The organism is Bradyrhizobium huanghuaihaiense (assembly GCF_007830635.1).
Taxonomy (GTDB): Bacteria; Pseudomonadota; Alphaproteobacteria; order Rhizobiales; family Xanthobacteraceae; genus Bradyrhizobium; species Bradyrhizobium huanghuaihaiense.
The window spans coordinates 112,777-124,694 of record NZ_VLLA01000012.1 but is presented as its reverse complement, the minus strand read 5'-3'; the positions used below and the strand labels follow the sequence as shown (position 1 = coordinate 124,694).

Here is an 11,918-nt window from a genome sequence, read left to right as displayed (position 1 = left end):
AGCGAAAAGGCAGGCTCGGCTCTCCACGCGGGCCGTCTGCCGCAAACAAGCGTGGGGAGGAAGACCATGTGGAATCAAATCTATGATCCGCTGAACAGCCCGGTGCTGTCGACGATTGCGGCGGCGGTGCCCGTCGTCACGCTGCTGGTCCTGATCGCGAGCGGCCGCGTCCAGGCGCATATCGCGGCCGTCATCGCCGTGATCGTGACCAACCTGATCACGATCTTCGTCTTCACCATGCCGGCGAACATGTCGATCCGCGCTTCGGTGCTGGGCATCGTGACCGGCTTCTTCCCGATCGGCTGGATCGTCCTCAACGTCATCTTCCTCTATCAGGTGACGGTCTCGACCGGGCGCTTCGAATTGCTCAAGCGTGCGGTCGGCGGCGTCACCGAGGACCGGCGGCTGCAACTGCTGCTGATCGCGTTCTCGTTCGGCGCGTTCTTCGAGGGCGCCTCGGGCTTCGGCACGCCGGTCGCGATCACCGGCGCCGTGCTGATCGGCCTCGGCTTCTCGCCGCTCGCGGCATCAGGCCTGTCCCTGATCGCCAACACCGCGCCGGTCGCCTATGGCGCGCTGGGCACGCCGATCCAGGGCCTCGCCTCGGTCACCGGGCTCGATCCCTACGTTCTCGGCGCGATGGTCGGCCGGCAATTGCCGTTCTTCTCGCTGATCGTGCCGTTCTGGGTGGTGTGGGCGTTCGCGGGCTGGAAGGGCATGAAGGACGTCTGGCCGGCGATCCTCGTCACGGGCGTGTCGTTCGCGATCCCGCAATTCGTGATCTCGAACTTCATCAATCCGTGGATCGTCGACATCGGTGCGTCGCTGATCTCGATGGGCGCGCTGATCCTGTTCCTGAAGGTCTGGCAGCCGAGGCAGCTCTGGCTGTCGCCGGCGCTGCGCGGCAATGATGAATCGGCCGCGACTATGGCGGCGGCAAAACCGCTGGATAAGACGCCGCTGACGCAGAGCGAGATGTGGAGCGCGCTGCTGCCGTGGATCATCGTCTGCATCGTGATGCTGATCTGGGGCAACGGTGCCTTCAAGGCCTGGGCGAACTCGATCTTCGTCTGGAACTATCCGGTGCCCGAGCTGCACCAGATGATCAACAAGATGCCGCCGGTGGCGCCGGCGCCGACCAAGGAAGCCGCGGTGTTCGGCTTCACCTATCTGTCGTTCACCGGCACCGGCATGCTGATCGCGGCGATCATCTCGGGCTTCCTGATGGGCGTCGGTCCCGGACGGCTGCTGACCGAGTACGGCCGCACCATCCGCCTGTGCGCGATCTCGCTGATCACGATCTCGGCGATGCTCGCGATCGGCACGCTGACGCGGCTGTCCGGCGTCGACGCCACGCTCGGTCTCGCCTTCGCCGCAACCGGCGTGCTCTATCCCTTCTTCGGCACGCTGCTCGGCTGGCTCGGTGTGGCGCTGACCGGATCGGATACGTCGTCGAACATTCTGTTCGGCAACCTCCAGAAGATCACGTCCCAGCAGCTAGGTCTGTCGCCGGTGCTGATGGCGGCGGCGAACTCCTCCGGCGGCGTGATGGGCAAGATGATCGATGCGCAGTCGATCGTGGTCGCCTCGACCGCCACCAACTGGTACGGCCACGAGGGCACCATCCTGCGCTTCGTGTTCTGGCACTCGATCGTGCTGGCCTGTCTCGTCGGTGTGCTCGTGACGTTGCAGGCCTATGTCTGGCCGTTCACGGCAATGGTCCTGAAGTAGCAGTCGGCGTCTCGCCTCGACGCAAATCCCCGCGAGGTTCGCCCTCGCGGGGATTTTTGCATCGTGCGCAGGCGAACCTTCTCAATGGCGCTGCCGTCTTATAGAAGGTGCCGCAAATCAGGTCAGTCGAGAGGTTTCATGGTTTCGCTGAAGCAGATGGTGTGTGCTGTGGTTGCAATGCTGGCGATGTCCACGCTCGCGCGTGCCGAGGACGGTTTTCCGTTCGGCACCGAGATGACGCTGGAGGCGCTGCCGCAGGCGGGCTCGAAGCGGATTCCGAACATCGAGATCGGCGACAATGGCGAGGTCGTGCTCGAGCTCTGGTGCAAGGGCGGCAAGGGCCAGTTCTCGGTCGCCGGCAACACCGTGATCTTCGTCCCCGGCCAGATCCAGGACCGCTCCTGCCCGCAGGCCAAGGCCCAGGCCGACGATGAGCTGGTCGCAGCGCTCGGCAGCGTCGAGACCTGGAAGCGCCAGGGCGAGGTGCTGACCCTGATCGGCCCCAGGCCGCTGCGCTTTCGCGTGAACGGGAATTAGGTCTCTCGTGTCCCGGACGCGCTGCAGCGTGCAACGCTGCTGCGCAGAGCCGGGACCCAGACTCTATCCGTGACTTCGCTTGCCGCCTCTGGGCCCCGGCTCAGCGGCGCATCACTGACGTGCTGCGCTGCGTCCGGGGCACGAGAGCCTACTTCCACACCGACTTGTCCGCGTCCCAGCGCTGGCCCTTCAGCTCCTTGACGAGCGCCTCGAGCGAGCCGTTGTCATCGGGCAGATCGCCTTCCTCGTCGGCCGAGGCGTCGTCCGAGAGGTTGAGCTTGGCGCCGCTGCTCTCGTCGCTGGTCGTGGTCGCGGGGCTGCCGATCCAGAGCATCAGCTTGTCGGTGGTGCCGGGCTTGTCGGGCGAGACGAGCCCTGCGACCTCGATCGTGTCGGTGAGCTCGAGCGCCGGGTGATCCTGGTTCGGCCGCTTGAACACCAGCTTGAGCTTGCCGGTCGCAGGGTTGAAGCTTTGCGACACCGGCTTTGCCGCGAGCGTCCTGCCCAGCACGCCTGCAACTGTGGTTGCGAGCTTGTCGCGGTTGATCTTGTCGCCGTCGCGCCAGTCGGCGGCGGGAAAACGGATGGTGCGGTCCATCTCGGTCATCCCCGCGGTCCAGCCTGCCGCGGTGACGCCCGGCATCGTCTTGAATTTTGCCAGCAGCGCGGCTGCGCGCTCCGGGTCGACCGACATGTTGATGGTCTGCTCGCCGGCGCGCAGCGCGTCGCAGCCGACATTGAGGCTCGCCAGCGTCACCTCGACCGCCTGGCCCTTCAGGCTCTTCAGGAACTCGGTCGCCGCATCCAGCTTGACCTTCACCGCGATCGCCTCCGGCGAGACGTCGGTGAAATCCTTCGGCTGCGACGTGATGCCGTCATCGGAGGTCTGGTTGTCCTGAAACTCCTTCTCGCTGAGATCGGAATTGTCGGGCGAGGTGACCTCGGTCACGGCCTGGCCAATGCTGATCTGGCCGCGGAATTCGAAGGTGTCGCCGCTCTGCTTGCGCAGCAGCTTGACGCTGACGGGCGACTTCTCACTGATGCTCTGCGTCGTGCCGGTCAGGTTCTGGCCGGCGACCTGGAGATTGACGACGAAGCGGTCCTTGCGCTCGGAATTCTTCGCGACGGGGTAACAGACGTCGAGCACCGCTGCGGTGACCGTCTTGCCCTGGCGCGTCTCCTTCAGGATCACGTCGGCGTTGCCGTCCATCAGCCCGTCGATCGAGGTGAAATAGCGCGTCTCGGTTCCGCCCGGCGCCGCGGCCTTGGGCGACAATTTCATCTGGGCGGAGGCGACTTCGGGCGAGACGGCGAGCAGAGCCGCCAATAGGGCAGTCGAACAGACCAAGAGCGCGCGCATCGACGAAATCCTCGGGCAACGGGCATGATCCGGAAAAGTGTGACGCGGTTTTCCGAGCGGATCATGCCCAAACAATCAGAATCGGCGCCACCGTAGTGGGTTTTGGCCGCCGGTTGAATCGGAAAGCGGCGGGGCAGGGTCGGCAAAAAAGAAGGCCGCCCGGAGGCGGCCTTCGTTGGTGCTGTAAGATGAGGACGGGCTCAGAAGCCGCCCATGCCGCCGCCGGCGGGCATGGCGGGCGGAGCTTCCTTCTTCGGCAGCTCGGCGACCATGGCTTCGGTGGTCACCAGCAGGCCGGCCACGGAGGAGGCGTCCTGCAGCGCGGTGCGCACCACCTTGGCGGGGTCGATGATGCCCTTCTCGACCATGTCGACATAGTCCTCGTTCTGGGCGTCGAAGCCGAAGGTCTCGGACTTGTTCTCCAGGATCTTGCCGACCACGATCGAGCCTTCCACGCCGGCGTTCTCGGAGATCTGGCGGATCGGGGCTTCCAGCGCCTTCAGCACGATGTTGATGCCGGCCTGGACGTCGTCATTGGCGTTGGACAGACGGCCCACCGCCTTCTTGGCACGCAGCAGCGCGACGCCGCCGCCGGGGACGATGCCTTCCTGCACCGCGGCGCGGGTGGCGTTGAGCGCGTCCTCGACGCGGTCCTTCTTCTCCTTGACCTCGATCTCGGTGGCGCCGCCGACGCGGATCACCGCGACGCCGCCGGCGAGCTTGGCAAGGCGCTCCTGCAGCTTCTCGCGGTCGTAGTCCGAGGTGGTCTCCTCGATCTGCGCCTTGATCTGGCCGACGCGGGCCTCGATGTCGGGCTTCTTGCCGGCGCCGTTCACGATCGTGGTGTTCTCCTTGTCGATCACCACCTTCTTGGCGCGGCCGAGCATCTTCACCGTGACGTTCTCGAGCTTGATGCCGAGCTCCTCGGAGATCAGCTGGCCGCCGGTGAGGATCGCGATGTCCTCGAGCATGGCCTTGCGGCGGTCACCGAAGCCCGGCGCCTTCACGGCGGCAACCTTGAGGCCGCCGCGCAGGCGGTTGACGACCAGGGTGGCCAGCGCCTCGCCCTCGACGTCCTCGGCGATGATGACGAGCGGCTTGCCCGACTGCACCACGGCTTCGAGCACCGGCAGCATGGCCTGCAGGCCCGACAGCTTCTTCTCGTGCAGGAGGATGTAGGCGTCCTCGAGCTCGGCGGTCATCTTCTCGGCGTTGGTGACGAAGTAGGGGCTGAGATAGCCGCGATCGAACTTCATGCCCTCGACGATGTCGACCTCGGTGTCGAGCGACTTGTTCTCCTCGACGGTGATGACGCCCTCGTTGCCGACCTTCTGCATCGCCTGGGCGATCATCTTGCCGATGGCGGCATCGCCGTTGGCCGAGATGGTGCCGACCTGGGCGACCTCGGAGGAGGCGGCGACGGGCTTGGCGCGCTTCTCGATGTCCTTGATGACCGCGGCCACCGCGGTGTCGATGCCGCGCTTGAGGTCCATCGGGTTCATGCCGGCGGCAACCGCCTTGGCGCCTTCGCGCACGATGGCCTGGGCCAGCACGGTCGCGGTGGTGGTGCCGTCGCCGGCGAGGTCGTTGGTCTTGGAGGCGACCTCACGCACCATCTGGGCGCCCATGTTCTCGAACTTGTCCTCGAGCTCGATCTCCTTGGCGACGGTGACGCCGTCCTTGGTGATGCGGGGCGCGCCGAAGCTCTTCTCGATGACGACGTTGCGGCCCTTCGGGCCGAGCGTCACCTTGACGGCGTTGGCGAGAATGTCGACGCCGCGCAGCATGCGGTCGCGCGCCTCTCCGGAAAACTTGACGTCTTTGGCAGCCATGGTCTGCAATCCCTTGTGTTTCGTGTTGTGTCTTGTTTCGTGCTGTGCGGCGGAATGATGGATGCCCGGGTCATCTAGCGCGAAGACGCGCTTCGCGCTTTTGCCCGGGCATGACAGTCGCGCATTCAGCGGCTGTTCAGGCGGATGGCCTTAGGCCAGAACGCCCATGATGTCCGACTCCTTCATGATCAGGAGCTCTTCGTTGTCGATCTTGACCTCGGTGCCCGACCACTTGCCGAACAGCACGCGGTCGCCGACCTTGAGGTCGATCGGGATCAGCTTGCCGGTCTCGTCGCGGCCGCCGGGGCCGATGCCGACAACCTCGCCCTGGGACGGCTTTTCCTTGGCGGTGTCCGGAATGATAATGCCGCCCTTGGACTTTTCCTCGGCGTCGATACGTTTGACCACGACACGGTCATGCAGCGGACGAAATTTGGATTTAGCCATGACGTTTCCCTTTGGAGGCTCGCTTCGGAAGTAGTGGAAGTGGGTGGGGCGGCGCTTCCGTTCCCCCTCGTCCCGAGGATCGAACGGCGCGCTTAGCAATCGGGCTTTCCGAGTGCTAATAGTGCGCCCGGGAATATGGCTTGGCCGCGATCCTGTCAAGCAAAGGTGGTTAAGCGATTGGTGAGGCGGATATAGGATGGTGGCATTGGAAATTTGTTCGGGGCGCCGGCGTGTCAAACGACGTCATTGCTCCGGCGGCGGTTTTGCGCTTGGCTGCGGGAGGGGTGCGGCCATGGTCTTGTTCGGGGGAATGCCATGATCAGTTCAGCTCACGCGCGCACGGTCGCCAACCTGGCGGCTGCCTCTTGCCTGGCGCTGCTGCTCGGCGCCTGCGGCGGCGGCATGAGCCTGCCGTCGTTCTCTTCGTCGTCGCCGCCGCCCGAGGCGGAGCCTGGCACCGGTCCGGAAATGCCGGCGACCATCCGCGCCGACGAGATCGTCGGCCGCTGGGGCCTCGCCTCGTTCCAGAACCCGGCCGACCGCGCCCGCACCGAGGCCGCGGCTCGGTCCCAGTGCAAGAATCCTTACGTGATCACCGCCGGCTCCTCCGGCGGCGTGATCATGCATCTGGCCGACCAGGCGACGCCGCAGGAGCTGCGCCTGAAGGGCTCGCCCAGCGGCAAGAACTATATCGGCCCGGCCGGTCCCACCCCCGGCGATCAGGACCGTGAGATCGTCTCCTTCGACGGCCGCGTCCTGATCACCCGCTTCATCGACAAGGACGCCGCCACCCGCTACGGCAACATGGTCTACGTCCGCTGCGCGCCGAGGGCGTGATCGGGGTTCCGGCCTAACCACTCGTCATTGCGAGCGTAGCGAAGCAATCCAGAGTCTTTCCAGGCTGACGGTCTGGATTGCTTCGCTTCGCTCGCAATGACGGCAAACAAAAACGCCGGCCCCAGGGCCGGCGTTTTGCTTTTCCCTATGTCGCGTCCGCTCAGTCGAACAGCGCGTCGATGTCGTCCTGGGAGGCGTGGCCGACGTCGCCGGCGAGCTTGGGGCCGTTGAGGAGCTTCTCGTCCTCGCTGCGCTGGTCGACCGGCGCCGGCACATGGGCCTTGATCGCGTCGACGCCGCCCCAGATCTCCATCATCGCATTGATGTGCTGCTCGATGAACTTCATCGTGGTCATGACCTTGCTGATGCGCTGGCCGGTCAGGTCCTGGAAGTTGCAGGCTTCGAAAATCGAGATGACGCGTTCCTGGATGTCGTCGGCGAGCCGCTTCTGCTGATCGGCCGAGTCCACCTTGGACATCGCGCTGGCGGCCTGGTCGATCGACTCGGCCGCTTCGAGGATCTGCTGGGTCGCCTGCTCGGTGCCGCCGACCACCGCGCCGAGCTCGCCATTGACCTTGGCCATCTCGCCGCCGTCGAAGCTCTTGCCATGCAGGGTCGCGATCTCGCGCTTGGTGCGGTCGATGGCGTCGTGGATGAGGTCGAGCTCGACCTTCAGCTTCTCGCACTGCTCGATCTGCGCCCGGTAGGTATCGAGCATGGTGCGCGCTTCGGACAGCTCATGCGCCGTCGACGCGTCGATCGCCGCCATCGCGGCGCTGCCGGTCAGCGGGGCAGCCGTGATGCCCTTCGCCATCTGGGCGCGGATCGCGCGCAGCTCGGCCATGATCTCGCTGTGCATCGGCCCTGCCTCTTCAGTTACATCTAGAATGGGCATCTCGCCACCGGCGATATCCTCGACACGAAAACGCTTGCGGTGAACAGCCATCAGGACACTCCCCCCACCTCACTCACGCGTCTTTGTAGGCAGAAGCGATTTAACACGAAGTTCACAGCCGGAACTGTCGTTGCGGCCGCGCGCGACGGCGCGCAAAGAAGCGATTAACCATGCTCGCGCGGCGTTCATCGAAAATAAACGCTGATCGCCAAATTGCAGGCCCGCCCGCGACGTGGTGAATCGAAACGGCTGATACGTTTACCAAACAAAACGGCTTTTGCTTTTTATTGACCACGTCGCGGGCGCGGATCAGCCACCAGACCTGCACGACGCATGTGATCTAGACGAAACAGTACAGAGTACGTCGATGTTCAAGAAAATGTCTGTCGCGCTGCTCGGCAGCGCTTGCTCCTTCATTGCCGGCACCAGCGGCGCCGGCGCCTTCGACAACACGGTGCCGAACGATCCGCCCGCGGTGCTCTATCAGCCGCGCGTGCCGCCGGCGCCGGTGCGCGTCGCCTCCAATGCGAACATGGGCGGCGGCTTCATCGAGTTCCTGTTCGGCGACGGTCCGGGCCGCGGTCCGGCCTATGCGCCCGAGCGGCCGGTGTATCAGCAGCAGCCGGGCTATTACGACCAGCGCCGCCTGCCGCCGATGGGCGAGCCGCAGATGCAGGGTGCGTCTCTGCAGCAGGAGGCGATCGACCCTCGGCAGCGCCCGTTCGATCCGAAATTCGAGAAACAGCTTGTTGACTATAGCGGCAATGAAAGCGCCGGCACGATCGTGGTCGATACACCGAACAAGTTCCTCTATCTCGTCGAGGGCAACGGCCGCGCGATGCGCTACGGCATCGGCGTCGGGCGTCCCGGCTTCACCTGGTCCGGCGTGAAGTCGATCACGGCCAAGCGCGAATGGCCGGACTGGACCCCGCCCGCGGAAATGCTCGCGCGCCGGCCCGACCTGCCCAGGCACATGGAAGGCGGCCCGGAAAATCCGCTCGGCGCCCGCGCGATGTATCTCGGCTCCACGCTCTACCGCATCCACGGCTCCAACGAGCCCTGGACCATCGGCACCAACGTCTCCTCCGGCTGCATCCGCATGCGCAACGAAGACGTCATCGACCTCTACGGCCGCGTCAATGTCGGCACCAAGGTCGTGGTGATGTGATGCTCTCTTTACCCTCTCCCCTTGCGGGAGAAGGGAAGATGCCTGCGCAAGAGTTGGAAAATGAAAACGGCCGCCTTTCGGGCGGCCGTTCTTGTTTGTCACGCTATCGAGCAGTTATGCGTAATCGCTGCCGCCGTCGTCGTCGCCGCCGAAATCGCTGTCGTCGGCCATGTCCACGTTGTCGTCGTGATCGTCGTCGTAGTTCTGGTCGTTGTTGTCGCGATCGTTCGACGCTTGGTCAGCGAAGCCCTGGCGGGAGGCGTCGCCGCGGTCGCGGTTCGATCCGATGTCGTTGAGGCCGGCATCGCGCGCGAGCGAGCCGCCGGACTGGTCACTGCCGCCCCAAGGGCTTCCACCAGCGCTGCGGTCGCCGAGTGCGTTGCTGTCGCCGAAAGCCTGCTGGTGCGAGCCGCCCATCATGCCGCGGATGCTCGAAAGCAGCAGCGAGCCGCCGACGACGCCGGCCGCGGCTGCCGCCGCCGTGCCGAGGAACGAACCGCCGCCACCGCCGACCGGCGGGGCGCCGTAGCCCGGAGCTTGGCCCTGACCCGGGCCTTGGCCGTAAGCCTGTCCATAGGGAGGCGGAGCGCCATAGCCCGGCTGGGACTGCTGCATCGCCTGGCCGCTGTTCCAGACCGGGCGCTGCTCACGCGGCGGCACGTTCGGAACCGAGCCGCGCGACGGGCCACCGCCAAACAGCGTGTCGCGCATGGTGTCCAGGAATCCGCCGGACTGCTGCTGCTGCTCGGGCGCTTGGGCCGCTTCCAGCTCCTGGATGCGGTTATGGGCGCGCCTCAGCGCTTCGTCCTGCAACAACGTGGTCTGCACCAGGGCGTAGACCGCGCCGGGGGCTTTGCGCAGCCCGTCGGAGATCGCGGCGGTCGCGTCGGGATCGCGCGGTGCATTTTCCAGCTTTGAAAGCCGGTCGAAAAGGTCGTCGACGAGCTGGCGTTCCTGCGGCGTCATGATCTGTCTCCTTCGCGCAAAACCAAGCGCGCAGGAGATGTAGGGTTCCAATGTGGCCCCAACAGTGCCGGCCGTATTAAATTTCGGTATGCGACAAGCTGCCCCTTAGCTGCCTTTGGCCCGCTTTTCGCCGGTTTCATGCCAGTGTGACGTTGCTGTCCGCCAGCAGGCGGGCGAAGGCATCGCCCTTGAGATAGGCGTGCTCACGCTCGCGGACGTCGGTCATCGGATCGAGGCTGGTGAGGACGTCGTCGACGAAGCCGGGGTGGCACATCACGAGGCCGCCGTCCGGCAGGCCTTCCAGGAACTGCCGCATCAGCTCGCCGAAATCGGCCGCGCGCGTGAAGTCGTAGGCGCCGGCGAAGCCGGGATTGAAGCCGAGGCCGGCGCCGCCGGCGCGGCGGCGGAATTGCGCGCTGAGGATGTCGAGCACCATGGCCTTGGGCGAGGCCAGCCGCTGCGCCAGCGGCAGGTTGCGGCCGCCCTGGCGCACCCAGGCCTGTGGCGCAAGCTCGGCGACCGCATCGACAAAGCCGTCGCGCACCTGCGGATAGAGCTGCACGTGCTGATGGCCGTCGACGAAATCAGGCGTGCGGCCGAAGGCGTCCACGAAGGCCGCGAGCTGCGCCTTCACCTCATTGCGAAAGAATTCGCGGTCGAGCCGCCGCGCAAGGCCGGCGCGCAGCAGCTTTGGAAACGGCATGAACATGTCGCCATCGAGCGGGCGGAAATGCATGGTGAGCGGCCGGAACGGCGCCGACAGCGTGACATGCAATCCGATCGCGCAGCGCGGGCTTGTTTTTGCCGAAGCCTGCAGCGCCTCGGCCTCGCTGCGTTCGATCGCAGCTCCGACCATCATCACCGAAGTGGCGTTGAGGCGGCCGCGTTCGATCAGGTCGCGGATGGCGCGGTTGACCCCCGGGCTGATGCCGTAATCGTCGGCGCAGAGCCAGATTCGCCGCGGGCTCGCGGCGCTGCTCATTCGGCCGCCGTCCTGCTCGAGGCGTCCTGGCTTGAAGCGTCCTGACTTGAAGCGCCCTGGCTTGAAGCGTCCCGGGCCTTGTCGGCCTCGAAATGCTTCTCGCTGTGCTCGGCGACGAAGTAGATCGGGCGCGCCTTCAGCTCGGAGAGGATCTTGCCGATATATTCGCCGACGATGCCGATCATGATGAGCTGCACGCCGCCGATCGTCATCAGGCCGACCACGAGCGAGGGATAGCCGGGCACCTGCTTGCCGGTGGTCCAGACCTCCCAGAGGATCGACAGGCCGAACAGGAAGGCGCCGCCCGCGAGCACCACGCCGAGCAGGCTGGCGAAACGCAACGGCGCCACCGAGAACGAGGTCAGGCCCTCGATGGACAGACCGAGCAATCGTGCGGCGTTGAAGGTGGTGACGCCATGGGCGCGCGGCGCCGGCTCGTAGTCGACGCGGATCTGGCGGAAGCCGATCCAGCTGGCGAGGCCCTTGAAGAAGCGATTGCGCTCCGGCAACTGCTTGAGCGCTGCGACGGCGCGCGGCGACAGCAGGCGGAAATCGCCGGCGTCCTCGGGGATCTTCTGGCGCGCGCCCCAATTGATCAGCGCGTAGAAGCCGTGCACGGCGAGGCGGCGCAGGAAGGTCTCGTTGTCGCGATGCGCCTTGGCGGTATAGACGACGTCGTAGCCGTCATCGATCCAGTGCCGCACCAGCTGCTCGACCAGGGCCGGCGGATGCTGGCCGTCGCCGTCCATGAACATCACGGCGCCGAGCCGGGCATGGTCGAGGCCGGCCATCAGCGCCGCCTCCTTGCCGAAATTGCGCGACAGCGACACCACCTGGACGCTGATCGCGTCAGCCGGCAGCGAACGGGCGATCGACAGCGTCGCGTCCGCGCTGCCGTCGTCGACATAGACGACCTCGCAAGCGAGGCGATAGCGCTCCCGCAAGGTCCTCGCGAGCTCGCAGATGCGCTGGTGCAGGGCGGCAAGGCCCGCCGCCTCGTTGTAGACGGGGACGACAATCGACAGTCCCTTCGCGGCGGAGTTGGCCGCGGTGGTCGTCAGGGCGGAAACGTCAGAGCCCAGCGTCATCGATCAAGGTTCCAGAGGGCGTTCAAGTCTTCTTGCAAGGTCATCTCAACAGCATATGGTAGCTGCCGTTTGCTG

The 11,918-nt window shown here is 65.6% G+C and carries 12 protein-coding genes; 4 read left to right on the top strand and 8 right to left on the bottom strand.

Annotated elements, in window-relative coordinates; genetic code table 11:
* Positions 1–66: 66 nt before the first annotated feature.
* Positions 67–1,731 carry an L-lactate permease gene (locus IQ16_RS23890; RefSeq protein ID WP_018648429.1) on the top strand — a complete coding sequence of 555 codons (1,665 nt, stop codon included), beginning with the start codon at positions 67–69 and terminating at the stop codon, positions 1,729–1,731.
* A gap of 138 nt (positions 1,732–1,869) precedes the next feature.
* A complete protein-coding gene (locus IQ16_RS23885) occupies positions 1,870–2,268 on the top strand; it encodes an META domain-containing protein (protein WP_018648428.1) in 399 nt (132 codons plus the stop codon).
* A 148-nt stretch (positions 2,269–2,416) separates the two neighbouring features.
* On the opposite strand, the gene IQ16_RS23880 is transcribed toward IQ16_RS23885, so the two are convergent.
* The 3 genes from IQ16_RS23880 to IQ16_RS23870 form a co-directional block, all read right to left on the bottom strand.
* Positions 2,417–3,628: a hypothetical protein gene (locus IQ16_RS23880; protein WP_018648427.1), complete on the bottom strand. Its 1,212-nt coding sequence runs from the start codon at positions 3,626–3,628 to the stop codon at positions 2,417–2,419.
* A gap of 200 nt (positions 3,629–3,828) precedes the next feature.
* The gene (gene groL, locus IQ16_RS23875; protein ID WP_018648426.1) at positions 3,829–5,460 is read right to left on the bottom strand and encodes a chaperonin GroEL; all 1,632 of its coding nucleotides are present in this window, start codon (positions 5,458–5,460) and stop codon (positions 3,829–3,831) included.
* Between the two features lie 150 nt (positions 5,461–5,610).
* Positions 5,611–5,907: a co-chaperone GroES gene (locus tag IQ16_RS23870; protein WP_018648425.1), complete on the bottom strand. Its 297-nt coding sequence runs from the start codon at positions 5,905–5,907 to the stop codon at positions 5,611–5,613.
* Between the two features lie 315 nt (positions 5,908–6,222).
* Between IQ16_RS23870 and IQ16_RS23865 the strand changes: the two genes are divergently transcribed.
* Complete coding sequence (locus IQ16_RS23865) at positions 6,223–6,744, top strand: hypothetical protein (protein ID WP_026312898.1); 522 nt, start codon at positions 6,223–6,225, stop codon at positions 6,742–6,744.
* 160 nt (positions 6,745–6,904) lie between these two features.
* Here the strand turns inward: IQ16_RS23865 and IQ16_RS23855 are convergent, their stop codons facing one another.
* Positions 6,905–7,690, bottom strand: coding sequence for a protein phosphatase CheZ (locus IQ16_RS23855; protein ID WP_018648423.1), 786 nt, complete (start codon positions 7,688–7,690; stop codon positions 6,905–6,907).
* Between the two features lie 61 nt (positions 7,691–7,751).
* Entirely contained in the window at positions 7,752–7,967 is a 216-nt protein-coding gene (locus tag IQ16_RS23850) for a hypothetical protein (RefSeq protein WP_145831784.1), read from the bottom strand.
* Between the two features lie 39 nt (positions 7,968–8,006).
* Here IQ16_RS23850 and IQ16_RS23845 point away from each other — a divergent pair, with 39 nt between their 5' ends.
* Positions 8,007–8,807 carry a L,D-transpeptidase gene (locus tag IQ16_RS23845; protein ID WP_018648422.1) on the top strand — a complete coding sequence of 267 codons (801 nt, stop codon included), beginning with the start codon at positions 8,007–8,009 and terminating at the stop codon, positions 8,805–8,807.
* Positions 8,808–8,921: 114 nt separating this feature from the next.
* Here IQ16_RS23845 and IQ16_RS23840 read toward each other — a convergent pair whose 3' ends face one another.
* The 3 genes from IQ16_RS23840 to IQ16_RS23830 all read right to left on the bottom strand — a co-directional run bounded on the left by IQ16_RS23840 (position 8,922) and on the right by IQ16_RS23830 (position 11,843).
* The gene (locus tag IQ16_RS23840) at positions 8,922–9,773 is read right to left on the bottom strand and encodes a DUF2076 domain-containing protein (protein ID WP_018648421.1); all 852 of its coding nucleotides are present in this window, start codon (positions 9,771–9,773) and stop codon (positions 8,922–8,924) included.
* 136 nt (positions 9,774–9,909) lie between these two features.
* On the bottom strand, positions 9,910–10,755 hold the full coding sequence (locus tag IQ16_RS23835) for a ChbG/HpnK family deacetylase (protein ID WP_018648420.1): 846 nt from the start codon (positions 10,753–10,755) through the stop codon (positions 9,910–9,912).
* The gene (locus IQ16_RS23830) at positions 10,752–11,843 is read right to left on the bottom strand and encodes a glycosyltransferase family 2 protein (RefSeq protein WP_018648419.1); all 1,092 of its coding nucleotides are present in this window, start codon (positions 11,841–11,843) and stop codon (positions 10,752–10,754) included. Before IQ16_RS23830 ends, IQ16_RS23835 begins: the two co-directional genes overlap by 4 nt.
* Positions 11,844–11,918 lie beyond the last annotated feature (75 nt).

What these genes read in the sequence shown, in the direction of transcription:
- IQ16_RS23890 (WP_018648429.1), top strand. Translation starts at nt 67, where the DNA reads ATGTGGAATCAAATCTATGATCCGCTGAACAGCCCGGTGCTGTCGACG.
- IQ16_RS23885 (WP_018648428.1), top strand. Translation starts at nt 1,870, where the DNA reads ATGGTTTCGCTGAAGCAGATGGTGTGTGCTGTGGTTGCAATGCTGGCG.
- IQ16_RS23880 (WP_018648427.1), bottom strand. Translation starts at nt 3,628, where the DNA reads ATGCGCGCGCTCTTGGTCTGTTCGACTGCCCTATTGGCGGCTCTGCTC.
- groL (WP_018648426.1), bottom strand. Translation starts at nt 5,460, where the DNA reads ATGGCTGCCAAAGACGTCAAGTTTTCCGGAGAGGCGCGCGACCGCATG.
- IQ16_RS23870 (WP_018648425.1), bottom strand. Translation starts at nt 5,907, where the DNA reads ATGGCTAAATCCAAATTTCGTCCGCTGCATGACCGTGTCGTGGTCAAA.
- IQ16_RS23865 (WP_026312898.1), top strand. Translation starts at nt 6,223, where the DNA reads ATGATCAGTTCAGCTCACGCGCGCACGGTCGCCAACCTGGCGGCTGCC.
- IQ16_RS23855 (WP_018648423.1), bottom strand. Translation starts at nt 7,690, where the DNA reads ATGGCTGTTCACCGCAAGCGTTTTCGTGTCGAGGATATCGCCGGTGGC.
- IQ16_RS23845 (WP_018648422.1), top strand. Translation starts at nt 8,007, where the DNA reads ATGTTCAAGAAAATGTCTGTCGCGCTGCTCGGCAGCGCTTGCTCCTTC.
- IQ16_RS23840 (WP_018648421.1), bottom strand. Translation starts at nt 9,773, where the DNA reads ATGACGCCGCAGGAACGCCAGCTCGTCGACGACCTTTTCGACCGGCTT.
- IQ16_RS23835 (WP_018648420.1), bottom strand. Translation starts at nt 10,755, where the DNA reads ATGAGCAGCGCCGCGAGCCCGCGGCGAATCTGGCTCTGCGCCGACGAT.
- IQ16_RS23830 (WP_018648419.1), bottom strand. Translation starts at nt 11,843, where the DNA reads ATGACGCTGGGCTCTGACGTTTCCGCCCTGACGACCACCGCGGCCAAC.